General features: G+C 66.2%; 27 protein-coding genes. 10 read left to right on the top strand and 17 right to left on the bottom strand.

The annotated features are described in order from the left end of the window. Positions 1-47: 47 nt before the first annotated feature. On the bottom strand, positions 48-908 hold the full coding sequence (locus FHT32_RS20060) for a DMT family transporter (RefSeq protein WP_176666347.1): 861 nt from the start codon (positions 906-908) through the stop codon (positions 48-50). Next, on the bottom strand, positions 908-1,792 hold the full coding sequence (locus tag FHT32_RS20055) for a MurR/RpiR family transcriptional regulator (RefSeq protein ID WP_176666346.1): 885 nt from the start codon (positions 1,790-1,792) through the stop codon (positions 908-910). Before FHT32_RS20055 ends, FHT32_RS20060 begins: the two co-directional genes overlap by 1 nt. Positions 1,793-1,879: 87 nt before the next feature. Between FHT32_RS20055 and FHT32_RS20050 the strand changes: the two genes are divergently transcribed. Continuing rightward, positions 1,880-2,776 (top strand): oxidoreductase, encoded by an 897-nt coding sequence (locus FHT32_RS20050; RefSeq protein ID WP_176666345.1) that lies wholly within the window; start codon positions 1,880-1,882, stop codon positions 2,774-2,776. 226 nt (positions 2,777-3,002) lie between these two features. Here FHT32_RS20050 and FHT32_RS20045 read toward each other — a convergent pair whose 3' ends face one another. Continuing rightward, on the bottom strand, positions 3,003-4,019 hold the full coding sequence (locus FHT32_RS20045) for a TRAP transporter substrate-binding protein (RefSeq protein ID WP_176666344.1): 1,017 nt from the start codon (positions 4,017-4,019) through the stop codon (positions 3,003-3,005). Positions 4,020-4,044: 25 nt separating this feature from the next. After that, positions 4,045-4,827: an IclR family transcriptional regulator gene (locus FHT32_RS20040; RefSeq protein WP_176666343.1), complete on the bottom strand. Its 783-nt coding sequence runs from the start codon at positions 4,825-4,827 to the stop codon at positions 4,045-4,047. 151 nt (positions 4,828-4,978) lie between these two features. Between FHT32_RS20040 and FHT32_RS20035 the strand changes: the two genes are divergently transcribed. Genes FHT32_RS20035 through FHT32_RS20015 form a run of 5 tightly spaced genes read left to right on the top strand, consistent with a single transcriptional unit; the run spans position 4,979 to position 9,733 of the window. Next, positions 4,979-5,980, top strand: coding sequence for a TRAP transporter substrate-binding protein (locus FHT32_RS20035; RefSeq protein ID WP_176666342.1), 1,002 nt, complete (start codon positions 4,979-4,981; stop codon positions 5,978-5,980). Between the two features lie 20 nt (positions 5,981-6,000). After that, positions 6,001-6,456, top strand: a complete 456-nt coding sequence (locus tag FHT32_RS20030) for a type II 3-dehydroquinate dehydratase (RefSeq protein WP_176666341.1) — start codon at positions 6,001-6,003, stop codon at positions 6,454-6,456. Then, a complete protein-coding gene (locus FHT32_RS20025; RefSeq protein WP_176666340.1) occupies positions 6,453-7,016 on the top strand; it encodes a TRAP transporter small permease in 564 nt (187 codons plus the stop codon). Before FHT32_RS20030 ends, FHT32_RS20025 begins: the two co-directional genes overlap by 4 nt. Beyond that, entirely contained in the window at positions 7,013-8,293 is a 1,281-nt protein-coding gene (locus tag FHT32_RS20020; RefSeq protein ID WP_176666339.1) for a TRAP transporter large permease, read from the top strand. Before FHT32_RS20025 ends, FHT32_RS20020 begins: the two co-directional genes overlap by 4 nt. Before the next feature lie 57 nt (positions 8,294-8,350). Then, the gene (locus FHT32_RS20015; RefSeq protein ID WP_176666338.1) at positions 8,351-9,733 is read left to right on the top strand and encodes an ELWxxDGT repeat protein; all 1,383 of its coding nucleotides are present in this window, start codon (positions 8,351-8,353) and stop codon (positions 9,731-9,733) included. On the opposite strand, the gene FHT32_RS20010 is transcribed toward FHT32_RS20015, so the two are convergent. The 8 genes from FHT32_RS20010 to FHT32_RS19975 form a co-directional block, all read right to left on the bottom strand. Continuing rightward, positions 9,714-10,697, bottom strand: coding sequence for an alpha/beta fold hydrolase (locus tag FHT32_RS20010; RefSeq protein WP_371132208.1), 984 nt, complete (start codon positions 10,695-10,697; stop codon positions 9,714-9,716). The genes FHT32_RS20015 and FHT32_RS20010 overlap by 20 nt on opposite strands. 12 nt (positions 10,698-10,709) lie before the next feature. After that, entirely contained in the window at positions 10,710-11,888 is a 1,179-nt protein-coding gene (gene pqqE, locus FHT32_RS20005) for a pyrroloquinoline quinone biosynthesis protein PqqE (RefSeq protein ID WP_176666337.1), read from the bottom strand. Then, positions 11,866-12,135 (bottom strand): pyrroloquinoline quinone biosynthesis peptide chaperone PqqD, encoded by a 270-nt coding sequence (gene pqqD, locus FHT32_RS20000; protein ID WP_176666336.1) that lies wholly within the window; start codon positions 12,133-12,135, stop codon positions 11,866-11,868. Before pqqD ends, pqqE begins: the two co-directional genes overlap by 23 nt. After that, positions 12,132-12,818 (bottom strand): pyrroloquinoline-quinone synthase PqqC, encoded by a 687-nt coding sequence (pqqC, locus tag FHT32_RS19995; RefSeq protein WP_218088335.1) that lies wholly within the window; start codon positions 12,816-12,818, stop codon positions 12,132-12,134. Before pqqC ends, pqqD begins: the two co-directional genes overlap by 4 nt. A 90-nt stretch (positions 12,819-12,908) precedes the next feature. Next, positions 12,909-13,829: a pyrroloquinoline quinone biosynthesis protein PqqB gene (pqqB, locus tag FHT32_RS19990; protein ID WP_176666334.1), complete on the bottom strand. Its 921-nt coding sequence runs from the start codon at positions 13,827-13,829 to the stop codon at positions 12,909-12,911. Between the two features lie 54 nt (positions 13,830-13,883). Then, entirely contained in the window at positions 13,884-13,958 is a 75-nt protein-coding gene (gene pqqA, locus FHT32_RS35440; RefSeq protein WP_080898329.1) for a pyrroloquinoline quinone precursor peptide PqqA, read from the bottom strand. Between the two features lie 40 nt (positions 13,959-13,998). After that, positions 13,999-16,221, bottom strand: a complete 2,223-nt coding sequence (locus FHT32_RS19980; protein ID WP_176666333.1) for a PQQ-binding-like beta-propeller repeat protein — start codon at positions 16,219-16,221, stop codon at positions 13,999-14,001. A gap of 106 nt (positions 16,222-16,327) precedes the next feature. Further along, positions 16,328-17,389, bottom strand: coding sequence for a ThuA domain-containing protein (locus tag FHT32_RS19975; protein WP_256099072.1), 1,062 nt, complete (start codon positions 17,387-17,389; stop codon positions 16,328-16,330). Positions 17,390-17,497: 108 nt separating this feature from the next. Between FHT32_RS19975 and FHT32_RS19970 the strand changes: the two genes are divergently transcribed. After that, a complete protein-coding gene (locus tag FHT32_RS19970; RefSeq protein ID WP_176666332.1) occupies positions 17,498-17,848 on the top strand; it encodes a hypothetical protein in 351 nt (116 codons plus the stop codon). A gap of 355 nt (positions 17,849-18,203) precedes the next feature. Here FHT32_RS19970 and FHT32_RS19965 read toward each other — a convergent pair whose 3' ends face one another. Continuing rightward, positions 18,204-18,806, bottom strand: a complete 603-nt coding sequence (locus FHT32_RS19965) for a hypothetical protein (protein WP_176666331.1) — start codon at positions 18,804-18,806, stop codon at positions 18,204-18,206. 114 nt (positions 18,807-18,920) lie between these two features. Between FHT32_RS19965 and FHT32_RS19960 the strand changes: the two genes are divergently transcribed. Beyond that, positions 18,921-19,202: a hypothetical protein gene (locus FHT32_RS19960; protein WP_176666330.1), complete on the top strand. Its 282-nt coding sequence runs from the start codon at positions 18,921-18,923 to the stop codon at positions 19,200-19,202. 189 nt (positions 19,203-19,391) lie between these two features. Here FHT32_RS19960 and FHT32_RS19955 read toward each other — a convergent pair whose 3' ends face one another. Together FHT32_RS19955 and FHT32_RS19950 are read right to left on the bottom strand one after the other, a co-directional pair. After that, positions 19,392-20,147: a DUF4303 domain-containing protein gene (locus FHT32_RS19955; protein ID WP_218088314.1), complete on the bottom strand. Its 756-nt coding sequence runs from the start codon at positions 20,145-20,147 to the stop codon at positions 19,392-19,394. 597 nt (positions 20,148-20,744) lie between these two features. After that, entirely contained in the window at positions 20,745-21,218 is a 474-nt protein-coding gene (locus FHT32_RS19950; protein WP_176666329.1) for an ester cyclase, read from the bottom strand. A gap of 100 nt (positions 21,219-21,318) precedes the next feature. Between FHT32_RS19950 and FHT32_RS19945 the strand changes: the two genes are divergently transcribed. Continuing rightward, complete coding sequence (locus tag FHT32_RS19945; protein WP_176666328.1) at positions 21,319-22,194, top strand: helix-turn-helix transcriptional regulator; 876 nt, start codon at positions 21,319-21,321, stop codon at positions 22,192-22,194. A 121-nt stretch (positions 22,195-22,315) separates the two neighbouring features. On the opposite strand, the gene FHT32_RS19940 is transcribed toward FHT32_RS19945, so the two are convergent. Next, positions 22,316-23,365 (bottom strand): helix-turn-helix domain-containing protein, encoded by a 1,050-nt coding sequence (locus FHT32_RS19940; RefSeq protein WP_176666327.1) that lies wholly within the window; start codon positions 23,363-23,365, stop codon positions 22,316-22,318. A 19-nt stretch (positions 23,366-23,384) separates the two neighbouring features. Here FHT32_RS19940 and FHT32_RS19935 point away from each other — a divergent pair, with 19 nt between their 5' ends. Then, the gene (locus FHT32_RS19935; RefSeq protein WP_218088312.1) at positions 23,385-24,410 is read left to right on the top strand and encodes a PASTA domain-containing protein; all 1,026 of its coding nucleotides are present in this window, start codon (positions 23,385-23,387) and stop codon (positions 24,408-24,410) included. Between the two features lie 52 nt (positions 24,411-24,462). Here FHT32_RS19935 and FHT32_RS19930 read toward each other — a convergent pair whose 3' ends face one another. Further along, a complete protein-coding gene (locus FHT32_RS19930; protein ID WP_176666326.1) occupies positions 24,463-24,705 on the bottom strand; it encodes a hypothetical protein in 243 nt (80 codons plus the stop codon). Positions 24,706-24,786: the final 81 nt, after the last annotated feature.

The raw sequence follows: 24,786 nt of genomic DNA, 5'->3' as shown, positions 1-24,786 counted from the left end.
TGGCTCGTCGCAGCAGATCGGATCCGTAGTGTCGGCCCGCCGAAACATCAAAGACTGATCGCCGCGATCCCGGCCAGCACGATCACTCCCCCGGCGATGCGGCGTGCGAGCTGGCCCTCACGAAAGAGCCAGCACGCCAGAAAAGCGCCGATGACGATGGACGACTCGCGCAGCGGCGCGATCAGCGCCACGGGCGCACTCAGCATGGCGGTGAGAACGAGGATGTAGGCCAGCGGGGACAACACGGCAACGACGAGAATCGGCACTGCGTTGGCACGCAGGACATCGGGGATCCGATGCCGCCGCAGCAGCGCGATGGGTGTCAGGATCAGGCCTTGCAGCAGGAGCGTGCCTGCGTAATAGCTCACGGGCGCCAGGTGCCACGAGGTGACCGAGTAGCTGTCCCAGAGGGTGTATGCGGCGATGGTGGCACCTGTCGCGGCCCCCCAGAGAATCCCCGGCACCGGACGGCGGGGTCCGCCTCCGAACAGATTGCCCGCGACGACGAGGATGCCCGCGACGATGAGCAACGCTCCGAGCATGGCGACCGTGGTGAGCCGTTCCCCCAGCAGGAGAACCGCGAACAGCATCGTCAGCATGGGTCCCGTGCCGCGGGCGACCGAATAGACCACGCCCAGTTCTGCGCGGTCATAGCCGGCCTGCAGGATCAGGGAGTAGGCGATGTGCAATGCGGCCGAGACGGCGGAACCCACCGCGAGCCGCCAATCAAGCACCTGCTGCCCCTTGGCCACGAGGGCCATGCCGATCGGCACGCACAGCAGCGCCGAGGCGCAGGTATAGGCCCAGACGAACAGAAAGGTGTCGCCGCGCTTGTATTTCGAGGCGATGTTCCACAGCGCATGGGCTGCCGCGGCGGCGAGCACGAGCGCGACGGTGCCGGGCTGCATCAGCAGATGTCGGGCAGGTCGATGCCTGCCCGCTCTGCCAGGCGGCTGCGCTCGGGGTCGCGCAGCGCGAGCATTGCGACCAGCGCGTCGATCACGACGAGTTGGGCCAGCCGACTCCCCGCTGCGGCCATCTGCGCCGGCAGCGGCGCACCGCCGACGACCAGCGCGATATCCGCGAGGGTCGCCAGTGGCGTGCCGTACTGGTTGGTGATGGCAATGAGCGAAGCCCCGGCGGACGACGCTGCATCGGCGATGGCGAGCGTGGTCGAAGTGCGTCCGGTCGAACTGACGGCGATGACGACATCGCCGGGGCCGAGGAGGCGCGTCGCGATTATGGCCGACAGGTAGTCCTGGATGCCGATGGTCGTCACGCCGACTGCGCGCAGCCGGAAGACCGCGTCGGCAGCGACCGTCGCCGACGGTCCGGCACCGAATGCGATGACCTGTCGCGCAGACTGGATCGAGCGGACCGCTTCTTCGAACGCAGGGAGTTCGACGGCCCCGCCGAGCGCGGTCAGTGCGTCGGTGCCTGCGCGGATGGATGTTTCGAGCACCGCGGCCGACGTCGCATCCGCGGCGAGCACCTCAGGCGGCGCGAAGAACCGGGTCGTGCCCCGGGCACGAGCGATCTCGATCTTGAGTTCGGTGAACCCGGTGAACCCGATGGCACGTGCGGCGCGGACAACGCTCGGTGGCGAAACACCGGCACGAGCCGCAACCTGCGCGGTCGTGCTCGCGCCGACGAACAAAGGATCGGCAAGCAGCAGAGCCACGACCTTCGCTTCGCTGGCGGCCAGATCGCCGCAGCGGGCCTGGATGCTCCCTATCCATTGCCCGAGCCGTGCTTCGTCCGAAGAAACTCCATTACCAACTTCTTCATTCATTTGGAATATATTACATCTCTCATCCGAAGCAGACAACCGCCGCGCAAGCAGGCGTGCTCTGCAACAAAGCCGCAGGAGTCCCGTTGCATGAATCCAGAACGCAGTCCATCCGTGGCCGTCGTGGGGCCGGGTGCCATCGGCACCACGATCGCGGCGGTGCTGCACGAGGTCGGGCGCACGCCGTTGCTGTGCGGTCGCACGTCCCGCGATCAACTGGTGCTGCGCGATGGCGATCGCCTCATCACCATTCCCGGTCCGGTCCACGCGGATCGCACCCAGATCGAGCACCCGGTCGATCTCGTGTTTCTCGCTGTCAAGGCCACACAGATCGAGGCGGCCGCAGCATGGCTTGGCACATTGACCGGTCCGGAGACGGTGGTGTGCGTTCTGCAGAACGGCGTCGAGCAGTTGGAGAGGGTCGCTCCACATTGCCCGCGTGGGCGGATCGTGCCTGCCGTCGTGTGGTTTCCCGCACAGGCGCAATCCGATGGCTCGGTGCGCTTGCGTGGCGACGCTCGCCTGAGCTTGCCGGACACGCCGGCTTCCCGCGTGATCGCCGAGGCCATGCAAGGCACTCGCTGCTTCGTCGAGCTGGCGCCAAATTTCAAATCCCTGGCCTGGCGCAAGCTGCTGCAGAACGCGGTGGCCGGACTCATGGCGCTCACGCATCGTCGCTCGGGCATGTTCGGCCGGTCCGACATCTCCAGTCTCACCCTGGGCTATCTGCAGGAATGTCTGGCGGTGGCCCGCGCCGAGGGCGCCGAACTTGGCGACGAGGTGCCGCAGGCGATCCTCGACAAGTTCCAGGCGTCTCCCGCCGACATGGGCACATCCATCCTCACCGATCGCGAAGCCGGCAGGCCGCTCGAATGGGACATTCGCAATGGTGTGGTCTCACGTCGCGGCCGGGCTCACGGCATTCCGACGCCGATCAGCGACGTCCTGGTGCCGCTGCTCGCGGCGGCGAGCGACGGCTCTGGCTGACTGCCGGCCTGCGCTCTTGCTGTCCTTCCTTGCCGCCGGCCTGGCCGCTCGAGTCCTCAGCGCACAGTCATCGAGTCCGATGCAATCACCCCCGTGACGCCGCGCACCTCGGTTCGAACCTTGCCCTTCGACTTCCAGGCCACCGCCCTACCGACGAGCCCCGCAGGTTTTTGAAACACCCGCGTGCCCGATTCGGCTGCTCCGGTGCGCTGGGTGGCGAAGCGACCTACTTCCGCGCTTTCTCGATTTCCGCCATCAACTCCTTGACGGTGGCCTCGCCCACGGACGCGGAGTACTTGTCGATCACCGGCTTGACCTTGGCGCGCAGCTTGGCCATCTCCTCCGGCGGCAATTCCGACACGGTCATGCCCGCCGCCTTCAGGGCATCGAGCGCGCTGTCGGCCGCGCCGCGCGAGGCCTGGCGCTGGAACGCCGTTGCCTCGGCCGAGGCTTCGGCAAGGATCTTCTTCTCCTCGGCGCTCATGCCGTCCCATGTTTTCTTGCTGACCAGCAGCGCCTGCGGGTTGTAGATGTGCCGGGTCTGGGTGATGTGCTTTTGTACCTCGGCGAACTTGGACGACAGGATGGTGGTGTTCGGGTTCTCCTGGCCGTCGACCGCCTTCTGCTCGAGGGCGGAATACAGCTCCGGGAACGGCAGCGGCGTGGCGTTGGCGCCCAGCGCGGCGAACATGTCGATGTAGATCGGCGACTGGATCACGCGGATCTTCAGGCCTGCGATGTCGTCCGCCTTCGTGATCGGCCGCTTGCTGTTGGTGAGATTTCGAAACCCGAGGTCCCAATAGCCCAGCCCGTGCAGGCCCTTGTCCTCCAGCTTGGCCATGAGCTTCTGGCCGAAGGGGCCGTCGGTGACCGCATCGGCCTCCTTGCCGCTGTTGAACAGGAACGGGAAATCGTAGGCCGCGAACTCCTTCACCTGCGCCGAGAGGATGCCCGCGTTCAGCACCGTGAGCTCCACCGTGCCGCCCTGCAGCGCCGACACGGTCTGCAGGTCGCCGCCGAGCACGCCGCCCGCGAACAGCTTGACGGTGATCTTGCCGCCGGACTTGGCGGCCACCAGATCGGCGAACTTCTGCGCGCCCTGTGCCTGCGGATGGCCGGTCTGGTTCTGGAACGCGAACTTGAGCGTGCGCTCCTTGACCTGTGCGACCGCACCTGGCGCGGCAAGCACAGCCGTGGCGGCCACCGCGGCCCAGAGCAGCTTGCGAATCGGATTCTTCTTCATGGCGGTTGTCTCCTCGTTGGGGTTGTCAGGCTCTCTTCTTGAACAGCGCCGAGGCGCCGCTGGCGCGTGCGACTTCCTCGGCCGTGCCGAGCAGCGCCGGCCCCAGCGCCTCCATCCGCTGCGGCGTCAGCCTGACGGCCGGGCCCGCGATGGTGACCACGCCGATCACCGCGCCGTTGACGGAGAAGACCGGGGCGGCCATGGCGGTCATTCCCGGCGCGAAGACCTCGTTGATCATGCTGAAGCCGCGCTGGCGGGCGGCCTTCACATAGGCCATCACCGCCTTGAGCGTGGTGGGCGCCTTCGGGCCGAAGTCCTCCGGCTTGCCCAGCCCCTTCTTGGCCACCAGGGCCATCGCATCGTCTTCGCTCATCGTCGAGAGCCAGGCATGCCCCGCGGCGCTGCACGACAGCATCACCGACAGCCCCATGTCCGGGTCGTAGCGCAGCCCGTGCGTGGCCCCTTGCGCCTTGGCCACGAAGGTCAGGTCTTCGTCGTCGACCACCGCCAGGCGCACCAGTTCGCCCGAGGCTGCCGCGAGTTGGTCCAGCAGCGGCTGGGCCACATCCACGATGCCCGAATTGCTCAGGAACGACAGGCCGACGGAGACGAGCTTGATGGTCAGCACGTAGTGACCGTCGCCCAGGTTCTGTCGTACGTAGCCGCAGCGAATCAGCTCCGTGAGCAGTCGGTGCGATGCGCTCAGGGGGATCTTCAACTCACTGGCCACCGTGGACAGTGCAACACCCTGCGGATGTTCCGCCAGGTATTCCAACACTTTGAAGCTGCGTCCCAGCATCTCGCTCATTTGATGTCTCCCGGTTCAATCGCGCCCAGCCGCCTGTCGCGACGGCATCACTCTATCAGATCACGGGAAGGGATTTCCATAATGGAAAGATTTTCCGAAAAACTCAGAATCGCCGCAGTCAGTCCTTTCCGCCTTCCTCTGGAGACCTTCCGTGAAACTTCTTCGTACGCTTGCCGCCGCCGGCCTGTGCATCGGCCTTGTCGCCCCGACCTGGGCCCAACAGGAACGGGTGATCCGCTTCGGCCATCTCAACAATGCGGACCATCCGGTGAGCTTCGGCGTGAAGCGCTTCGCGGAGCTGCTCGCGGCCAAGAGCGGCGGCAAGATGAAGGTGCAGGAGTTCCCGGCCTCCCAGCTCGGCAACGAGATGCAGCAGCAGTCCGCGCTGCAAGGCGGCGTGCAGCAGATGTCGGCGCCGGCCACCACGTCGCTCGCGGGCATCGTCAAGGAGTTCGGCCTGGTCGACTTCCCCTTCTCCGTCAGCAGCTTCGCCCAGGCCGACGCCCTGCTCGACGGCCCCCTGGGACAGGCCCTCGTCGCCAAGCTGCCCGAGAAAGGCCTCGTGGCCCTTGGCTACTGGGACCTGGGCTTTCGCAACGTCACCAACAGCAAGCGTCCCATCGGCAGGCCCGAGGACCTCGAGGGCCTGAAGATCCGCGTCATTCCCAACCCCGTGTTCCTGGAGACCTTCAAGGCCTTCAAGGCCAACCCGGTGCCGATGCCGTTCGCAGAACTCTACGGCGCGCTCGAAGCCAAGGCAGTCGACGGCCAGGAGAACCCGTATTCGGTGATCCTGTCGAACAAGTTCTTCGAGGTACAGAAGTTCGTGAGCACGACGAATCACGTGTATGCCGCCAACATCGTGCTGGTCAGCAAGAAGTTCTGGGACTCGCTGTCCCCCGCCGAGCAGAAGATGATGCACGAGGCCGCCGACGAGGCGCGCGGCTACCAGCGCCAGGTCAGCCGGGCGGCGGCCCAGAAGGCCGTGGGCGAACTGCAGGCCAAGGGCGCCCAGTTCAACGAGGTGAGCGCGGCCGAGCAGGTGCGCATGCGCGAGATCGCCAAGCCGGCGATCGACAAGTTCGCGGCCCAGTACGACCCCGCCATCGTCAAGCTCTACAACGAAGAGCTCGCCCGCATCCGCAAACAATGACCGCGCCACGCGCCACCTCCATGAAGATACTCGTCCTCCACGGCCCCAACCTGAACCTGTTCGGACGCCGCGAACCCCACATCTACGGCAAGACCACGCTCGCCGAGATCAATGCCCGGCTGCAGGCGCTGGCCGGCGAACTCGGCGCGACGCTGGAGACCCTCCAGTCGAACCATGAAGGCGACCTGATCGACTTCCTTCATGCGCATATCGACGACGCGCAGGGCGCGCTGGTCAACCCCGCCGGGCTCACGCAGCACGGCGTGCCGCTGCACGACGCGATCAAGGCCATGCCGTTCCCGACCATCGAGGTGCACATGTCCAACATCGCCGCGCGCGAAACCTGGCGCGCCCACTCGATCATCTCGCCGGCGGTCAAGGGCACGATCCAGGGACTGGGCCCCCAGTCGTACCTGGCCGCCCTGCGCGCGCTGGTGGAGATGCACAGGCAGACCGAAGCGCAGGCCGCCGCATGAGCCGCTGGATCGACCGGTGCTGTCGCGGCATCGAGGCGCTGATCGCGGCCGCGCTCGCGGTGATGGTCGTGCTCGTCTTCGGCAACGTCGTGCTGCGCTACGGCTTCAACTCGGGCATCACGGTGTCCGAAGAAGTGTCTCGCTGGCTCTTCATCTGGATGACCTTCCTGGGCGCCGTGGTCGCCCTGAAGGAGCACGGGCACCTGGGCGTGGACATGGTGGTGCAGAAGCTGCCGCCCCTGGGCAAGAAGGTCTGCCTGGCCGTCGGGCACGTCGTCATGCTCTACATCGTCTGGCTGCTGTTCCAGGGCAGCGTCGCGCAGGCGCGCATCAACTGGGACGTGACCGCACCCGTCACCGGCGCATCGATGGCCATCGTCTATGCCTCGGGCGTGGTCTTCTCCGTGCTCGCCGGCCTGATCCTGGCGCTCGACCTGCTGCGCCTGCTCACCGGGCGCATCGCCGAGAGCGACCTCGTGATGGTCCAGGAGTCGGAGGAAGCCGTGCAGCTCCAGCAGATACTCGGCGCGAACAACGACGCTCAGGGAACGCGCCGATGACCATCCTCGTCTTCGTGGGCACCTTGCTGCTGGCCATGGCGATGGGCATTCCCATCGCGTTCTCGCTGCTCGCGAGCGGCGTGGCGCTGATGTGGCACCTCGACCTGTTCGACGCACAGATCCTTGCGCAGAACGTGATCGGCGGCGCCGACAGCTTCCCATTGCTGGCCGTTCCCTTCTTCATGCTCGCTGGCGAGATCATGAACGTCGGCGGCCTGTCCAAGCGCATCGTCGACTTCGCGCTCGCGCTGGTCGGCCATGTGAAGGGGGGCCTGGGCTACGTGACCATCATGGCCGGCTGCCTGCTGTCGGCGCTCTCCGGCTCGGCCGTGGCCGACGCCGCCGCGCTGACCGCGCTGCTGCTGCCGATGATGGTGAGCGCGGGGCACGACAAGGCACGCGCGGGCGGCCTCATCGCGGCCACCGGCGTGATCGGCCCGGTGATCCCCCCGAGCATCGGCCTCGTGATCTTCGGCGTGGCCGCCAACGTGTCGATCTCCAAGCTGTTCCTCGCGGCGATCGTGCCCGGCCTGCTCATCGGCGGCGCCCTGTGGATCACCTGGGCATGGCTCGTGCGGCGCGAGAAGATCGTTCCGCCGCCGCGCAAGTCCTCGGCCGAGATCGTTTCGGCCTTCCGCAAGGCGCTGTGGGCGCTCATGCTGCCCGTGATCATCCTCGTGGGCCTGCGCATGGGCGTGTTCACGCCGACCGAAGCGGCCGTGGTGGCCGCCGCCTACGCACTGTTCGTGTCGACGGTGGTGTACCGGGAGATCACGTGGAAGGACCTCTACGGCATCTTCGTGAGCGCGGCCAAGACCAGCGCCATCGTGATGTTTCTGATCGCCGCGGCCATGGTGAGCGCATGGCTCATCACCGTGGCCGACCTGCCGTCGAAGGTCGTCGGCCTGCTGCAGCCCTTCATGGGCAATCAGGTCCTGCTGATGGCGGCGATCATGGTGCTCGTCATGGTCGTGGGCACGGCGATGGACATGACGCCGACCATCCTGATCCTCACGCCGGTGCTGATGCCGATCGTCAAGGCCGCGGGAATCGATCCGGTGTACTTCGGGGTGCTGTTCATCATCAACAACTCGATCGGACTGGTCACCCCGCCGGTGGGCACGGTGCTGAACGTGGTGGCCGGCGTCGGGAAGATCTCGATGGACGACGTCACGCGCGGCGTGGTGCCCTTCATGATTGCCGAGTTCGCGATCCTGTTCGTGATGGTCGCATTCCCGCAACTGGTCATCGCGCCCGCGCGATGGTTCGGGGGTTAGGCGGTGGCGAGGTCCGCTTCTTCCGGCCTGCGGCGGCGTGGCCGCATCTTCCTGGGCATGCTCGCGCTCCTGACGCAGTTGCCCGCGGCCGCGCAGGCACCCGACCGCGAGGTGCTGCCGGAGCAGCGCCAGCCGCTGGCTTTCGTTTCGCCCACGGGGCTGACGCCACTGGGCGGAAAGATGATCTTCAGTGCCTTCCATGTCGAAAGCGGGCAGGAGCTGTGGGTCACGGACGGCAGCCGCGCAGGTACCGCGATGCTCAAGGACATCCGCCCGGGCTTCCGGGGCGCCTTCCCCTCCGGCCAGACGGCGTTCAAGGGCCACGTCTACACCGCGGCCACCGATGGCGTGCACGGGATCGAGCTCTGGCGCACCGACGGCACCGCCGCGGGCACCGCCCTGGTGATCGACCTTCAGCCGGGCGAAGAAGGCGCGCTGCCGAGCGAGCTGACGGTGTTTCGCGACGCGCTGTACTTCGTGGCCAATGACGGGCGTTCGGGATTCCAGCTGTGGAAGACGGCGGGCACCGCGTCCACCACGGCGCGCGTGTCCTCGATCGACGCTGGCCCGCGCGCGGTGGCACGCCAGCTCACGGTGGCCGGGCAGCGTCTGTTCTTCACCGCGACCACGCGCGAGCACGGTCACGAACTCTGGGTCAGCGAAGGCACGCCCGAGAGCACGCGCCTGGTGAAGGACATCCGGCCCGGCCCCGAGGACGCAGGCATCCAGAACCTGACGGCGGCAGGCGACGAACTCTATTTCACCGCCCACGACGGCGTGCATGGCATCGAGCTGTGGAAGAGCGACGGCACGGCACGCGGCACACGCATGGTGAAAGACCTGCGGCCCAGTCCCGAACCCTCCCGACCGATGCACCTGACGGCCCTCGGCCGCGCCCTGTACTTCGCTGCCGACGACGGCGTGCACGGCCTCGAGCTCTGGAAGAGCGACGGCACCGAGGTCGGAACCACACTGGTGAAGGACATCCGCCCGGGACCGTCCGGCGCCATTTCCAGCCCGATGACGGCCATGGGCGGCCGGCTCTATTTCGCCGCCACTGACGGCGCCTCGGGCGCGGAGCTCTGGCGCAGCGACGGGACGGCCGCAGGGACCGTGCTGGTCAAGGACATCGCGCCGGGCGCGCAGAACGGATCGCCCGCGCGCTTCTCGGTCGTCGGCTCCCGGCTCTGGTTCTCCGCCAACGGCGGCAGCGCCAGCGGCGTCGAACCGTGGACCAGCGACGGTACGCCAGCGGGCACCCGCGCCGTGGCGGACATCGCGTCGGGCGCACGCCATGCGATGCCGCAGGGTTTCCGCCAGCTGGGCAATTCGGTGCTCTTCGTTGCAGACGATGGCAACGGCAACGAACGGCTGTGGGCGCACCGCAAGGACGGCCGGGTGGTCCTGGTCGGCGATCCGCTCAGCCAGCGCCTGCGCTGATCCGCATGCCGGGCGCGGACTCGCCGGCGCCGCTGAAGGCCTGCGTGAGCGCGTAGTCGTTCAAGGCCTGCCGCATGGCTGCCGCGATGGCCGGGTGCGTCGGGTCGTGGCCGGCGCCCGGCGCCCACCGCAGGATGGCACGCCCCTGCAATGCATGCGCCAGCGCCCGGGCGCCCTGCGGCGGGCACAGGCGGTCCTTCGTGCCATGCACGATCAGCGTGGGGACCGCGGGCAATGCGGCGCAACGCTCGAGCAGCGTGGGCGCGCGCAGCCAGCATCCATGCCTCAGGTAGTGGCTCTGCACGCGATAGCGCGCCACCAGCCGCTGCAGCGTTGCGTCGTCGGGCTGCGGTGCGGGCCTTCCCGTGGCCATGCGTTGCTCCCACCCGAACCAGAGCGCGGCGATCCGGCACTGGCGTTCCGGCGTTCCATGCGCCAAGTTCTCCGCGATCACGTCGGTGATCGGACATTGCCGCCGCCACGCCTCGCTCCACAACGTGCGCCACTCGGGGTCGCCGTGGCGTACCGCCTTCGCGAAGAAGCCGTCGATGTCGCGGGCGCGCGCAAGGAACACGTTCCTCAGCAGCAGGCCCGCCACGGCGCCGGGCTGGTCCAGTGCATGAGTCAAAGCCAGCGTGGCGCCCCAGGAGCCGCCCACCACGAGCCAGCGCTCGATCCGGAGGTGATCGCGCAAGCGCCTCAGGTCGTCCAGCAGATCGGCGAGCGTGTTGGCCGTGATCGCGCCTGCCGGCGTGCTGCGACCGGACCCTCGCTGGTCGGGGCAGATGATGCGGTAGCGCCTCGCATCGAAGTCGCGGCGCAACACCGGCGAGCTGCCCGAGCCCGGCCCGCCGTGCAGCACCAGCGCAGGCAGGCCCGCCGGGTCGCCATGCTCCTCGACATGCATGACGTGCCCGCCGTCCAGCGGCAGCCGGTGGACGATCGGACGAGGACCATCCGTCACACGCGGGTCCGCTCAGCCCTGCGCCCGTGCATTGGCGTCGGTGCGAAAGACCAGTTCGCCCGACCGCCTGGCGCCGGGCACGAAACGGATCGGCGTGCCGCCGGTGTCGCCCACGCCAGCCGCGGCAGTGACCATGGCCTCGACCTCCGCGTGGCGCGGACTCTTCGGGCAGACCGGGTCCGTGGCGGCCGCGTCGCCGGCGAGGAGATAGGCTTGGCAGCGACAGCCGCCGTGGTCCTTTTCCCGGTCGTCGCAGCTTGCGCAAGTGCTGCTCATCCAGCCGGTGCCGCGGTAGGCGCCGAAAGCCGGACTGTCGTGCCAGATGCTGCGAACGGCGTGCTCGCGAACGTTGGGGAATTCCAGCCCGGGCAGCATTCGCGCACTGTGGCACGGCAGGGCCACGCCGTCGGGCGCCACCACCAGGAACACGCTGCCCCAGCCGGCCATGCAGGGCTTGGGCTTTCCCTCGGCATAGTCGGGCACCACCCAGAGGATCTTCATGCGCCCATCGAGGCGCGGCCGGTGCGCCTCGACCACCGCTTCGGCGCTCGCCAGCGCCGAGCGGGAAGGCATCAGCATCTCGCGGTTGCGCCATGCCCAGCCGTAGTACTGCACGTTGGCCAACTCCAGGAAATCCGCCTCCATGGATTCGGCCATCTCGATGATGCGCCCGACATGCGGCAGGTTGTACCGGTGCATCACGCAGTTCAGCACCATCGGATAGCCCAGGTCCTTGATCGTGCGGGCCACGCGCTGCTTGAGGTCGAAGGTGCGCGTGGAGCTCAGGAAGTCGTTCAGCTCGCGGCTGGAGTCCTGGAACGACAGCTGGATGTGATCGAGGCCGGCCTTCTTCAGCGCCTCGGCGCGCCGCGGCACGAGGCCCACGCCCGAGGTGATCAGGTTGGTGTAGAAGCCGAGCTGGTGCGCCGCCGCGACGAGTTCCTCGAGGTCATCGCGCACCAGCGGCTCGCCACCCGAGAACCCCAGCTGGACGGCCCCCATGGCGCGCGCCTCGCGGAACACGCGAATCCATTCGCCAGTGTCGAGTTCGTTGCCGTAGCGCGTGTAGTCCACGGGGTTCGAACAGAAGGCGCAGTGCAGCGGGCAGCGATAGGTCAGCTCCGCGAGCAGCCACAGCGGCGGTTTCACAGCGCCCGCGCGGCCGCGCTCACCGGATCCAGTGGCGTCCACGGGCCTGCTCCAGGAACTCGAGCACGTCGGCACGCAGATCGGGTTCACCGAAGGTGCTTTCCAGGTCGGCCACGAGCGCCGCGACCGAGGTCTTGCCGTCGCAGCGCTTCAGGATCTCCGCCGCCGGCTCGTTCAGCCTGATCATGCCCTCGGGAAACAGCAGCACATGGCACTGCTGCGCCTCTTCCCATTGCATCCTGTACATCGTGCCGAGTGCCGGCTGTGCGCTGTCGGTCCATCCGGTCATGGCTGCTGTTCTTTCGCAAGGTCGTCGGGATAGGCCTTCTCGATCGCGTCGAGCATGGCCCAGAGGATGTCGAGCTTGAAGCCCAGGATCTGCAGGGCACGAACCTGCCGTTCGCGCGTGGTGCACCACTGCATCGCCACCTCCAGGCCATGCTCGACATCACGGTCGGCCAGCGGGATGCGGCTGCGGAAATAGTCCAGGCCCGAGGTGTCGATCCACGGATAGTGCGTGGGCCAGCCCGCGAGCCGGTCCTTGTGGATGCGCGGCGCGAACATCTCGGTCAGCGAGGAGATCACGGCCTCCTGCCAGGGCGCCGTGCGCGCGAAGTTGACGTAGGCATCCACGGCGAAGCGCACGCCGGGCAGGACGAGCGCGTGCGACTCCAGCACATCGCGCCGAAGGCCGGTCGCGAGGCCCAGGCGGGTCCATATCTCGATGCCGCCAGCGTGGGGGCCCTCGTGGTCGCCGTGCCCGTCGTGGTCGAGCATCCTCACCACCCAGCGCCTGCGCGTTGCGCGGTCATCGCAATTGGAAAGGATCGCCGCGTCCTTCACGGGAATGCGGCACTGGTAGTAGAACCGGTTCGCCACCCAGCCCCGGACCTGGAAGGGTTGCAGTTCGCCGGCATTGAGCCGCCGGTTGAACGGATGATGGCTGTGATAGCGCGACTCCATCGCGCGCAGCTGCGATTCGAAGACCTGCGGCGACCAAGGCTCCTGCTGCGTCTGCGTCTGCTGCTGTTGTTGTTGTTGCTGTTGCTGTTGCGTCACGCGTCAGATCTCCAGTTCCATGCCGTCGAAGGCCACCTCGATGCCGCGACGCACGAGCTCGGCGCGTTCCGGCCCGTCTTCGTCGAGGATCGGGTTGCTGTTGTTGATGTGGATGAGTACTTTCCTGCGCGCGGTGCAGGCGTCCAGCGCCTTCAGCATGCCCGGACCGTGCGGTCCGTCGCACTGAGGCAGGTGGCCCATGTCGGCGGCGTGCTTCTTGCCGAGGCCCGCCGCGACCATCTCGTCCTCGGTCCAGAAGGTGCCGTCGACCAGCACGGTATCGCAGCCGTCGAGGCACCTGCGTTCGGCCTCGCCGACCCGTGCGAGGCCTGGTGCATAGAACACGCGCCGGCCACTGGCCGGGGCCTCGATCAGCACGGCCGCGTTGTCGCTGCGCGTCTCGGCCTGCCGGCGCGGCGAGTAAGGGGGCGCCTTGCCGGGAACCGGCACGGCCTGCAGGCGCAGGCCGGCGATCTCGTGCCACGTACCGCCGCCGGGTTCGAGCGGCATCGGATGCCAGCTCACACCGCTGTAGCTTTCGAGCGCCTTCAACAACGGCAGGCTGCCGGTGAGGTCTTCATGGGATTCGGGTGTGCAGTACAGCTGCAGCCGCGATCCCTCGCGCAGGCTCAGAAGCCCCGCGACATGGTCGATCTGCGAATCCATCAGCACCACGGCCTCGATCGCGGAATCGCGCAGGCCATGGCGAGGCCACAGCGCCGGCGAGGCGCGCAGCTGAGCGCCGATGTCGGGCGACGCGTTCAGCAGCACCCAGCGTTCGCCGTCGGCCGACACGGCAATTGAACTCTGCGTGCGAGGAAGGGCCCGGACCTGCCCGGTTCGCTGGCCGGCGCACAGGCGGCAGTTGCAATTCCATTGAGGGAAGCCACCGCCCGCTCCCGAACCAAGAACCAGAATCTTCATGGGGGACAAGAAAAAGACGGCACCGGCGCGAAGCCGGTGCCGTCGGGGCCGCGCTCAGCGCGCGGAGATGTACATTGTGATCTCGAAGCCGAAACGCAGCTCTTCGAACTCAGGCTTGCACCATTTCATCGCATTGCTCCTTCAGTGGTTGGGGGATTGAGGGACGGGATCAATACACGACGATCTTGCCCGTCGGGCGCGGGCTATGGCAGTCGTTGTAGAAGTATTCGCCCGGCGTGTCAAAGGTGTGGGTCGCGGACTGGCCCGGAGCCAGCCTGAAATCGAATCTGCCTTCGAAGAACTGCGTGGCGCAGTGCGTGTTCGCATTGGCCCCCGGGTTGGTGAAGGTCACGGTGGTGTTCGCCGGCACGCGCATGAAGGTTGGCGTCATGGCATTCACGGCCGTCGATTCGGTGGTGCCCGGCTCGTTCGCGGCGGTCTGCACGCGTGCCAGGAACACTGTGTTCGGGGTCGGCAATGCCGCGCCTTCCACCGCCGAACCCGACACCGGCCGGCGCACGACGGGCGGCACCGGCGTGGGCGCGGGCGCGACGGAGCCGCCGACCTTGAACGCCCACAGGCGATCGCCGCGCGGTGCCGAATCGCCGTACGGAATGCCCGTCCCCCCCGAGAACACCGCGATGTACTGCTCGCCATCGATCTCGTAGGAGACCGGGCTGGCACTGATCGCGGCACCGGTCTGGAAGCGCCACAGTTCGCTGCCGTCATGCGCATCCAGGGCCAGCAGGTTGCCGTCGGGCTGTCCGATGAACAGCAGGTCAGAGGCCGTGCTCAGGATGCCGTTGCCGTGCGCCAGCGAGTACGGCATCTGCTTCTTCCACTTCACGAGGTTGGTGCTCGGATCGACCGCCACGACCGCACCGGTCATGTAGGTGCCCGGCGGACGCAGGCCGTTGCTCGATTCGGTGAGCGAGTGCGCCGCCGACACGTAGCCCATGCCCGTGTAGACCAGGCCCGTGCGCTGGCTGAAGGACTGGTGGTTCCAGTTGGCACCGCCGCCATGTCCCGGAATGGAGAGGATCGGCACGTCCCAGTGCGCGTCGTAGAGGCAGCCCTTCACGTAGTTCGGGACCGCGCGGTTGGGGTCGCCGGGGACCGCCGTGCCCAGCGGCTGGTCCACGATGCAGGTCTCGGTCCAGGCGCCCTGGCGCGGGAATGGCTGGGTCGGCCAGCTGGCCTGGCGGGCGTCCTGTTTCACGGGCACCTCGTCGATGCCCAGCGGCGCGCTGCCGTCCTTGCGATCGAGGATGTAGTACATGCCCGTCTTGCTGCCGTAGATCACGACCTTGCGGTCTTTCCCGTCGATCTTGACGTCGGCGAGCACGGGAGACATCACGTTGTCCATGTCCCAGATGTCGTGGTGCACGGACTGGAAGTGCCACTTGTATTCGCCGGTCTTGAGGTCCAGCGCAACGATCGAATTGGCGAAGAGATTCAGGCCCGGGCGCGTGGAGCCGTTCTGCGACGAACCGCCGCGCACGTTGCCGAAGGTCCAGTAGACCAGGCCCAGTTCGGGATCCACCGCGGGATGGATCCACGGGGTCGCACCGGTGCGTTCCGATTCGGCGGCACCGCCCCAGGTGTCGTAGCCGATCTCGCCGGCGCGCGGCACGCCCCAGAACGAGGTCAGCACCTTGCCCGTCAACGCATCGGCGGAGAACGCCGCACCGCGATTGCCGTCGTTGGTGCCGAGGTAGAGCCGCTTGTCGTGATAGACGAGCGCCACTTTCTGCAGCGCGCCCTGGTAGTCGGGGTCGGTGCTGCTGCTCGGGTACTGCTTGATCCAGGCAATGGCACCTGTGTCCGTCCTCAGCGCCACCAGGCGGTTGCCGGTGGCGACGGTGAACACCAGGCCCAGGTCCTTCGCGACGGCCACCCCGCGGCGGGTGATGGCACCGTAGGGCGTGGTCCATTTCCATTTCGTGAGGCCGGTCTTGCCGTCCACCGCGATCACGTTGCCCAGCGCGGACTCGATGTAGAGCACGCCGTCGACGACCACTGTCGTGCTCTGGTTGGTGCCGGTGGTCATGCCGCCCTCGATCTGGTTGACCCAGGCACCCCCCAGCTGGCCGACGAGGCCCTTGTTGATCTTGCGCAGGCTGGAGTAGTTCTGGTTGCCCAGATTGCCGCCCACCTTGGGGAAGTCCTTGTCGCCGGCCGTACAGCAGTCAGACAGGTCGGCCGCGGGCGCGGCGGCCGCCGGCGGAGATGCCGGTGGCGGCGCGCTCGATGCCGGCGGTGGCGCGGGGGCCGGGCTGACAGGCAGCACCGGCGCGCCGCCGCCGCTCGAACCGCCGCAAGCGCCGAGCAACAAGGGGGATGCAAGCACGCCGCAGGAAACCAGCAGCGTGACCAATGATCTTTGGTTCATGGATGTCTCTACTTGGTGAGGTTGGGAACGGATGTGCGCGAGGCCGCACGCACCGCGGGCAGTGCGCGGTGCGCGAAGCCGGCCTCGCAGGCTCGTTGCTCGGTCGCTATTCAGTGCAGAAGGGCGTGAGACCCATGGCCGACTTGACGCCCTGGACCACGAGCTTCTGGAACTCGATGGCCCCTACGCCCGACAGGTCCGCGGTGAACGAGTGGGCGTTGTGCCCGAGGGTCGTGAGCCATGCGCGGCCGCCGTCGTAGTACTGGCACCAGGCGACGGGATGGAAGTCCGCATGGCCCGGATGCGGCGCCGCCGTCAGCGGCTTCAGCGTCGAGGTGTCGACCTTGGCCAGGAACTTCACCTTCGTGGGGAAGGGCATGAGGTTGTACCACTCGTCCTGGAATGAAAAGCGCTTGGGCACATCCTTCGTCGACGGATCGTCCGAGACGATCTCGACGTCGCCGGCGCGGTTCGGCCCGTGGTTGTAGAAGTTCGCGTTGCCGAGCAGGCCTTCGTAGTAGGGCCAGTTGTATTCCGCGCCGAATGCGTTGTGCAGGCCGACGAAGCCGCCGCCGCGGCGCATGTAGTTGCGCAGCGCGGTGCGCGCGGCGTCCTGGCTCGTGCTGACCGCGCCGTTCCACAGCGTGTCGCGGTTCGAGCTCGCGAAGATGATCGCCTTGTAGTTGTTGATGCGGCTGCTGAGGACCGCGACATCTTCCGTCCAATCGACCGTGATGCCTTCGGCCGACAGCATGCGAACCAGGCCCGCCTGCATCACGTTGTCCGGATTCATCACCGGGTTCAAACCAGCGGCCATCGGCGTGCCCAGCACGGCATGACGCGGCCCCGCGGTGCGCGAATAGACCAGCACCCGGTCCGGCGTCGAAGCAAAGGCGCCCCAGTCGTTGTAGCACTTGGGATTCGTTCCCCTGCAGACGTTGTAGTAGGTGTCGAAGCTGTCGTCGGGGGCTTCGGCAACCGGGTCCGTCGGCTGAACCGGTGTCTCGCCCGCAGGCTCTGTCGGATTGCTCGGTGCTGCCGGCGACACGGGAAGGGCCGTGAGCGGCACTCCTCCCCCTCCTCCGCTTCCTCCTCCGCATGCAGTCACGGCCAGCGTCACGGCCGCCGCCAAGGCGAGCCTGAGAGTCAATGATTTGGCAAGTTCCAAGGGTGTCTCCTCGTTCTGATCGATGGCGCAGAGTGCGAGCGCTCTGCCGATGCTGGCCGGCCCGTGTCCGCTGCGGCAGGACTGACCGGGGGCGATCATAGGAATTTTATGGAAACTATTTCCATTATGGAAATCCCTTCCTATTTCTATGGACCGGGGGATCACCCGCCGCTGGACGCGCAAACCGGCCATGGAAAGGCCTGCTCGCCGGACGGCCGCGGCAAGCTACGCATCGACCACAGGCAGCAGTGCGTGCAGTACTTCCCCGGTCATCAAAGTAATTCTTTCGATAGGCATCACAGAAGCCAGAAAAGGCCATGGGATTGCTTCATCGAGCATGTCGTTACGCTCGTTCCGGCATTGCCGCACAACGCAATGCATCCGAATTCAAAAGAACGAACGGGGTCACACATGCATGCGACACAGCCGCCGGGCGTGGTCATTCGTGCCATCGCCTGATGAAGCGACTCGCCCTGCAAGGCGCGGCCGCATTCATGCTGCTGGGCATCTCGGTCGGTGTCCAGGCCGCGTGCTCCCTGAACTTCACCTAGCGCTCATGAAGCGCCACCTCCGGCAAGCGCCTATGTCATCCGAACGCCCGGCCAACGTCCTGCGAGGAAGATACGCGTCCTGAAGGACCTCCTGGTGGAGTATTGCGATCGATTGGCTGGACTGTCGGTGAACGGGTGTGCGTCAGCCGAATACCGGGACGTCCCGGCTTGTTGCTGGCGGTCCTTCAGCACGCGTGATCAGCGTTCACGGCGGCCGTCCGGCCGCGAGTAGGCATCTTGGTGATTGCCCTCATGTCGCGAGCTCAGCAGCGCTGAACGAATGTTGTGAACGCGTCCTTCGCAGGGTCATGGAAAACATACACCGCCGCCTCATCATGAAAGTAGTCGGCGACAGGAAATTGCCCCAGGAAGACCAAAGGGCCGGCATCTCCGATGGGCCACGCTGGAGGCTGCAACCAGCGCGGGGGCTGGTTCACATACCTGAACAGCTCCAGGATTCTCTGACGCAGCCATGCCTTTCTCTGTTTGGAAGGCAGGCTTGGCGCGGCTTCGAGCAACGAGGCAAGGAACTTGACGTCCGCGTCGAGCCAGCGCGGCTGGGCATCGAGCAGCAGCGCATACTCCGCCGTTGGCCCCCCGGCCGGCGCTGTCTTCATTCCGTGCTTCTGAAGCAACGAGACCAATACGTCCTGTGCACTGAGCACGTGGCCTGGGTCGCTGAAGTCAAGTTCGATCAGATAGTGGAAAAGCGTCGTTCCCGTTTGGCAAAATCGAGGAGCGTTCTCTGCCGAGAGCAACGTTTCAATGTCCGGATCGTTGTAGAGCTGCTGCTCGAACTCAGGCGCTGGGGTTTTGCCAGAAACGAAGTCGCTCAGCCGTTGCAGGGCTTCAGTTGATGGAGGCATTCTCGAAGGCTTCTAGATTGGCATGGCCGCGAACAGCCAGTCTCGGGACGATTGGCAATTGGATGGCAATTGGCAGAATGACTGCATGTGGCCGTGTTCCACCTATCGCTAGGCATGCCCGAGGTCATCGAGCCGGCGGTGAACCTCAACGTCCTCCTCCGAAGCCAGGAAGATGTTCCGCAGAATCTGGGGCGTGATTGGCCGACCCGCTTCGCTGACAAGAGGTTGATGTCCGCTACTCTCCAGCGCCGCAAGCAGCGCTCGCGCCTTGGCAAAAACGTCTTCCACTCGGTTTCCAAAAAGCTCTTGGTCGAACAGCGGCTTTCCGGTCGAAAGTCGGTCCTGTACGTCGAGCACACCGAGATTCGTGATTCGCCGGACTTCGCTTACCAGTGAGGCGGTCGGGTCGCACGGTGCTGTAGAAATGGTCACACGGCTCATCTTCTTCTAGAGATGCAAGGGTACGACTGGTCTTGGCCGACTTGGACGGGCGCGACTCCATCCTGAATGGCAGTCCCTGGAAACTTCGTCAAGCAATCCCTCAGGCGAAGTCTCGGGTTTATCCGGCGATCCGCCAGTCCCAATCTAAGCTGATTGGCAAAGCTTGATCCAGCGTTCGAGCCGACCCACCACACGCGAAGTGTTCAGTCTGCCGATCGAGCCTTCCATGTCTTCGTTGCCCTCGATTTGGCATAGCAGCACAACCTCTTCACGCGCCTCGCCCGTGCCGAAGAAACCTTCACGGTCAAGTTGTTCCATCGCGGCAATGCAGGCCTCGAAGAGACCCGCTCGCAGGACGTCGAATTCAACGTCGCAAGGCAAGTCGCTGCGATGGCATGCCAGGATCATGCGGTAAGCGATGTCGAGAAACTCACCGCCCTCCGTGTAGGGCCATTCGGCGGAACTCCAGACCTCGCTTTCATCGTCCATGTCGCCCGGAGCGCCCAAGGAGAGATCGCTGGCAGCATGGACGATGGTCATCGCACCGTCATCGCTGTAAAGCGCGAAAAGGCGGATGGTCTTGTCAGGATGGGCCGCGCGGATGGCCTGGAAGGTGTGGCGAGCACCTTCGCGAATCTCTGCGGTGAGCAAGGGGAAGTCGATTCGAGCGGGATCGTGTATGCCGTGGCGTACTCGCTCGTAGCCTTGCGCTTCGATCTCGTTGCTTCGCTGCGCGAGGGCTTCCTTTGCGGCTTCGGGATTTGCGAACTCGGCGACCATGGAGTGCCCCATGGTGTGCACCTTGCCGTTCGCGGCCCACAGCGAATTGCCGAATTGGCGCAGTTCGTGAAAGTCCGTGGGCACCTCGTTGTCGAAGCGATAGAACAGTGACCAGGTCATCGGCGGAGAACTCCTTCTGAGGTCGCAGTGCCACCGCGAGCCTTCTTGCTGAAGGCCTTCAAGGGGCTTCTTGCAGCCGAATTTTGCCGGAGCGGTGGACATCAGGGGTATCCAATGCGGAGAACGATTCGTCTGCCCTGCGCTGGGCGAGCGTCCGTTCGACGAAGACCCACGACTGAGTGCCTCGGCTGAATCTCCGCTCGGAAAGTGGTCGCAGGCCGAAAGGCGATGCAATCATTCCCGGGTAGTTCGAGATGTCGTACGAAGCTCGTCGGTTCCGGCGTCCTCCCTCGAAGCGAGTCGGCCAGAAGCGTGTGCCGACCCATCAGTCCCGCCTAGAGGATTTCGCTCAAGCCGGCGTTCCCAGAGATACAGCGCGGGCATTGCGACGAGATGGGCCAGCGCCGCCAGCAGACCGAAGACCAGCACGGCGAGTGCAATGACCGGACTCGCCACAATGCAAAGCAGAGTTCTGAGCATCCATGAATTTTCTGGACCGTCCTCTCGCACTGGATGTAGGAATTTACCGAGACCGCAACCTGACCCGACGCACTCCAACGGGGGGAGTGCGAATGCGCTGCTTCGGCCGCAGGCTCTTCACACCTCGCCAGCCCCAGAGCGAACGACGATGCCGAGCGCGAGCCACGCCTCCTGCGCATCCACCACATCCCAGTGCTCGACCAATAGTCCGTCTTGCAGGCGATAGCGATCCGCCGTCGAGAAATGCAGCGCCTTGCCGGTGGCTGGCACGCCGAAGAAGACGCCGGTGTGCGTCGCCTCCCACCGCGTCATCGCCATGAGGCCTTCGTCTTCGACCATGACCTCCTGGCGCACCGGTCTGAGGTCGGGCAAGCCGACGTAGAAGGTTTTCACGAATTCCTTGTACGCGGGCCGCACATCGACGTGCCGTCCGCCGCTCGATCGGGCCGCTTCCAGCAAAGGACGGACATTGGCGCTGTGGCTCGAGAATTCCGGATGCAGGTGGTCGTCGACGGCCGTGAGGTCGTGCCGACCGTAGAGCCGGCTGCGAAAGTCCAGAAAGCGTTCCCTCGTACGGGCGATGGAGGTCATCGGGTGTTCCTTCGTCGGTTGAAAAACCCAGCGTAGAACGCCTAATATCCCTCGACAAGACAGGAAGTTATCCAGGTATAGGAACCACCAGCCTCACGCAATGACCCACCCGTCCAGCCCCCAGGCGCGTGCCGAAGTGGCCGCGTTCCTGCGCAGCCGCCGCGAGCGTTTGAAGCCCGCGGAAGTCGGCCTGCCGACAACGGCTAGGCGGCGCACGCCGGGCTTGCGGCGCGAGGAGGTCTGCCACCTCGCGGGCGTCGGCCTCGCCTGGTACACGTGGCTGGAGCAGGCACGCGAGATCGAGGTGTCGGCACATTTCCTCGATCGCATCGCCCAGGCGCTGAAGCTCGATGCGACCGAGCGTGCACATCTTTTCACGCTGGCGCACAACCGTCCGCCGCCGATCGTGCCCGGTCCATCGCTGGCGGTCACGCCGCACCTGCGCCGCATGCTCGATGCGGTCACCGGGCCCGCGTACCTTGCCACCGCCTCGATGCACGTGATTGCCTGGAACGACGCGCTGTCGGCCGTGTTCGGCGATCTCTCGGCCATCGCGCCCGAAGACAGGAACATGCTGTGGCTGGTGTTCGCGAGCCCGGCGCACCGTGCGGCGATACCGCAGTGGGAAACCGATGCACGCGCGATGCTCGCGCGCTTTCGTGTCGAATTCGGGCGTCATCGCGGCGACCCGGCCTTCCTGGCATTGATCGAGCGCCTGCAGATCGCAAGCCCGGAGTTCCGGCAGTGGTGGCCCGATCATGACGTCAGCATGCGCACCGACCGGACCAAGCGCTTCGAGGTGCGCGGCGTCGGCCGGATGGAACTGGAGCAAAGCTCCTTCATGGTCGAAGAGTCGCCAGACATGCGGCTCGTCGTCTACACGCCGGTCGATGCACCGAGCATGAGGAAGGTCGAGCTGCTGGAGCGCCGCAGGAAGGAGCGTGATGCACAACCTCCCAGCTCCGCTCACCGCTAGCGTCCGAGCGACTGACGGGTATCGGCACCGATGCCGGGCGACCGCTGGCCGTCGGCGCCGTCATGAAAAGTGCCATGACGATGCCTCGCGGCCGGCGGCTTCCCCGCCCCAACACTTCTGATCAGTCGTTGAGCACGCCGAATGGCAGCGTCCATCCGGAAAGGTTGCTCCCCGCGTCCGACGGGAGGCGACCGTACGGCAGGAAGACGGGATTGGCCCGACGCTGCGACGTCTCCTTCGGCGTGTGGCCGAACTCGGCTTTGAAGAGGCGGTAGAAATATTTCTCGTCCGAGAAGCCGTGGCTCCAGGCGATCTCCGCAATCCGCACATCCCGACGCTGTGGATCGCTGAGCACGTGGTAGGCATGGCGCAGTCGCCTGCGCCGGATCTGCCGCATGATCCCGCCCTCTTCCTCGAACAGCTGGTAGAGCTTGGCCCGCGACACACCGACCTCCCTGCAGATCCGCTCGGGCGTCAGATCGGGCTCGAGCAAGTGCGCGTCGATGTAGTGCCGGATCCGTTCGAGCAGCACCCGGCGGATGGGACTGCTGGCCTCGTGGATTGCCTCGGCAGTCGGTGAAACGGCGGCGGCCATCAGCAGCAACGTCGACTGGACGACGCTGGGCACATCCTTCTGCTGCAAGGTGGGGAGATTGCGAAACAGCGACAGCAGCTGGTCGCCCAGCAGGCGGCCGATGCCGCTCCTGAGTGTCTGGTCGTGCACAAGCGCGGCGGATCCAGGCAGGAGATGCCGGGGCACCACGACGCTGATCACGTCACCGGCTTCGACCATGCAATCGTTGGCCTGCGCGACGTCGTAGAAGAAGAGATCGCCAGGTCTCTTGACGGAATCGGGCCCCATGGCGCGGCGGGTCACCTGTCCACCGAGCAGCAGTGTGAAGCGAAAGGACTCCTGGCCGTCCAGCCGGATGCGCCTTGCATTGCGATGGACCGCATAGGTCAACGGCCGCGGCCGCCTGGGCCAGCGCCGCCCCGAGATGACCAGCGGACCGAGCGCGGCGCCGGTGGCCTCGGCGTTGAACGCGCCGCAACCGTCATCCTCGAACCTGCAGTCGCACAGGTTGTCCTTGACCCAGAGATGAAATCGGTCCCGTTCGGGATAGTCGGCGGTGGCAAATCTGAAGACAGGGACGGCATCCAGCGAATCCATGGCAACGGGCTCTCTTCTCATGACCCAGGAATCATCGCCGATCGGCGCGGCTCCCGCGCTGCGGGCGCCAGGTGCAATTGCATCTACATCGGGTGGAAACTGGTCATCGCCATGCCCGCTACGCTTCGACGATCATGGCGCTGGCCACGCTTTGAAGTCTGCTTGCTCCGAATCTCTCGCCATGCTGTCACACTTTTTTCTGAATCTCGTCGATACACCTGCCGCTTGGGGGGCAGCGATCACGCTTGGCCTCGCGTTTTCGCTGCCGGCGGCCGCGCAACCGAATTCGAATGCGCCCGCGCTGCGCGTGATTTCCGAGTTGAAGGACATCCGGATGAGGGCGATCACCAGCTTGCCCAGAGCCGGCGGCAGCGCCAGCGACCGAGGCGGCTGCCCATCTTTCGTGATCCAGCCGAAATCGGCCGCGGCCAAGGCGGTGGCAGCGCAAGGCTGGGCGGTGATGGCGGATCTGCCGCTGGGTTCCTATCGCGCCCTCGGTTTCGCCGGCCAGCTGGAGGCGGGGACCAGCGGCACATGCAACATCACGCAGGGCAATGTCGGGGTGTTCGACGGCGACAGGCTCGTTGCACTGGCCTATGGCAAGTCGGCCGAGGACACGGCCATCGGCAACCTGACGCCCCTGGAAGGCGGTGCCGTGCGGGTGTGGGACGGCGACATCGTCGGCTCGCCGGTGGGCGACCTGCGCGTCGAGGCCGACGGCACCGTGCGCCTGGGCAGGTTGGCCGACGAGGAGTCCGTCTGCAAGGGAAAGGCCGTCGTGCCGAACGTGTACGGCATGCCGATCGACAAGGCGCGCAAGGCGTTGGCCGACAAGGGCTGGAAGCCGGTGCGCGTGAAGCCGGACGGCGAATCGCGCCAGGCGGGCTTGATCAAGCGCGGCATCGTCGAGGTCGAGTCCTGCGCGGGCACGGGCCTCGCCTACTGCAGCTTCAGCTATGCCGGCACGGCCGGTGCGCTGTCGGTCATCACCGCAGGGGAGAAGGGTCTTCCGAACGTCGTCGGCTACGACGCAAAGTGCCGCTGATGCAGCCGCGCTCCCCGTCTTCACTCCCCGAACCGCATCGGTGAACGCCTGATCAGCGGGGCCACCCTGCTGCCTCCCTGGTCCCGGCAGGGCCCGGTGCCAGGAGGGCCTGCCTCAGGCTCCAGATGCAGGCCCCCAGCCGAAGCAGTCTTTCGACGTTTCTGTCATGGCTCGCATCCTCCGGATCCTCCTGGCCGATCAGGTCGGAGATGCAGTCGAGGGCGTCAGGAGGATTGAAGCCCAGGCCGGCGCGCGCCATTTCGATCGTCGTCACAAGAACATCAGTTTTTTCCATCTCGAGCATCCGCAAAGGTCAGCGTGCGCCATGCACGGCGCGGCGGCCAGGGCGCGAGGCGGCAGGCACGGGCACCCCGTC

The sequence above is a fragment of the Variovorax sp. SG517 genome (assembly GCF_013376045.1).
Lineage (GTDB): Bacteria > Pseudomonadota > Gammaproteobacteria > Burkholderiales > Burkholderiaceae_C > Variovorax.
Note: the sequence above shows the minus strand (reverse complement) of the source record. Positions and strands in the feature narration are given on the sequence as shown.

What these genes read in the sequence shown, in the direction of transcription:
- FHT32_RS19960 (WP_176666330.1), top strand. Translation starts at nt 18,921, where the DNA reads ATGCCCGAGGTCATCGAGCCGGCGGTGAACCTCAACGTCCTCCTCCGA.
- FHT32_RS20055 (WP_176666346.1), bottom strand. Translation starts at nt 1,792, where the DNA reads ATGAATGAAGAAGTTGGTAATGGAGTTTCTTCGGACGAAGCACGGCTC.
- FHT32_RS20050 (WP_176666345.1), top strand. Translation starts at nt 1,880, where the DNA reads ATGAATCCAGAACGCAGTCCATCCGTGGCCGTCGTGGGGCCGGGTGCC.
- FHT32_RS19980 (WP_176666333.1), bottom strand. Translation starts at nt 16,221, where the DNA reads ATGAACCAAAGATCATTGGTCACGCTGCTGGTTTCCTGCGGCGTGCTT.
- pqqD (WP_176666336.1), bottom strand. Translation starts at nt 12,135, where the DNA reads ATGACCGGATGGACCGACAGCGCACAGCCGGCACTCGGCACGATGTAC.
- FHT32_RS20015 (WP_176666338.1), top strand. Translation starts at nt 8,351, where the DNA reads ATGCTCGCGCTCCTGACGCAGTTGCCCGCGGCCGCGCAGGCACCCGAC.
- FHT32_RS20045 (WP_176666344.1), bottom strand. Translation starts at nt 4,019, where the DNA reads ATGAAGAAGAATCCGATTCGCAAGCTGCTCTGGGCCGCGGTGGCCGCC.
- FHT32_RS19940 (WP_176666327.1), bottom strand. Translation starts at nt 23,365, where the DNA reads ATGGATTCGCTGGATGCCGTCCCTGTCTTCAGATTTGCCACCGCCGAC.
- pqqB (WP_176666334.1), bottom strand. Translation starts at nt 13,829, where the DNA reads ATGAAGATTCTGGTTCTTGGTTCGGGAGCGGGCGGTGGCTTCCCTCAA.
- FHT32_RS20060 (WP_176666347.1), bottom strand. Translation starts at nt 908, where the DNA reads ATGCAGCCCGGCACCGTCGCGCTCGTGCTCGCCGCCGCGGCAGCCCAT.
- FHT32_RS20020 (WP_176666339.1), top strand. Translation starts at nt 7,013, where the DNA reads ATGACCATCCTCGTCTTCGTGGGCACCTTGCTGCTGGCCATGGCGATG.
- FHT32_RS19935 (WP_218088312.1), top strand. Translation starts at nt 23,385, where the DNA reads ATGACCCAGGAATCATCGCCGATCGGCGCGGCTCCCGCGCTGCGGGCG.
- FHT32_RS20030 (WP_176666341.1), top strand. Translation starts at nt 6,001, where the DNA reads ATGAAGATACTCGTCCTCCACGGCCCCAACCTGAACCTGTTCGGACGC.
- FHT32_RS20025 (WP_176666340.1), top strand. Translation starts at nt 6,453, where the DNA reads ATGAGCCGCTGGATCGACCGGTGCTGTCGCGGCATCGAGGCGCTGATC.
- FHT32_RS19945 (WP_176666328.1), top strand. Translation starts at nt 21,319, where the DNA reads ATGACCCACCCGTCCAGCCCCCAGGCGCGTGCCGAAGTGGCCGCGTTC.
- FHT32_RS19950 (WP_176666329.1), bottom strand. Translation starts at nt 21,218, where the DNA reads ATGACCTCCATCGCCCGTACGAGGGAACGCTTTCTGGACTTTCGCAGC.
- FHT32_RS20040 (WP_176666343.1), bottom strand. Translation starts at nt 4,827, where the DNA reads ATGAGCGAGATGCTGGGACGCAGCTTCAAAGTGTTGGAATACCTGGCG.
- FHT32_RS19930 (WP_176666326.1), bottom strand. Translation starts at nt 24,705, where the DNA reads ATGGAAAAAACTGATGTTCTTGTGACGACGATCGAAATGGCGCGCGCC.
- FHT32_RS19955 (WP_218088314.1), bottom strand. Translation starts at nt 20,147, where the DNA reads ATGACCTGGTCACTGTTCTATCGCTTCGACAACGAGGTGCCCACGGAC.
- FHT32_RS19970 (WP_176666332.1), top strand. Translation starts at nt 17,498, where the DNA reads ATGGAAACTATTTCCATTATGGAAATCCCTTCCTATTTCTATGGACCG.
- FHT32_RS19965 (WP_176666331.1), bottom strand. Translation starts at nt 18,806, where the DNA reads ATGCCTCCATCAACTGAAGCCCTGCAACGGCTGAGCGACTTCGTTTCT.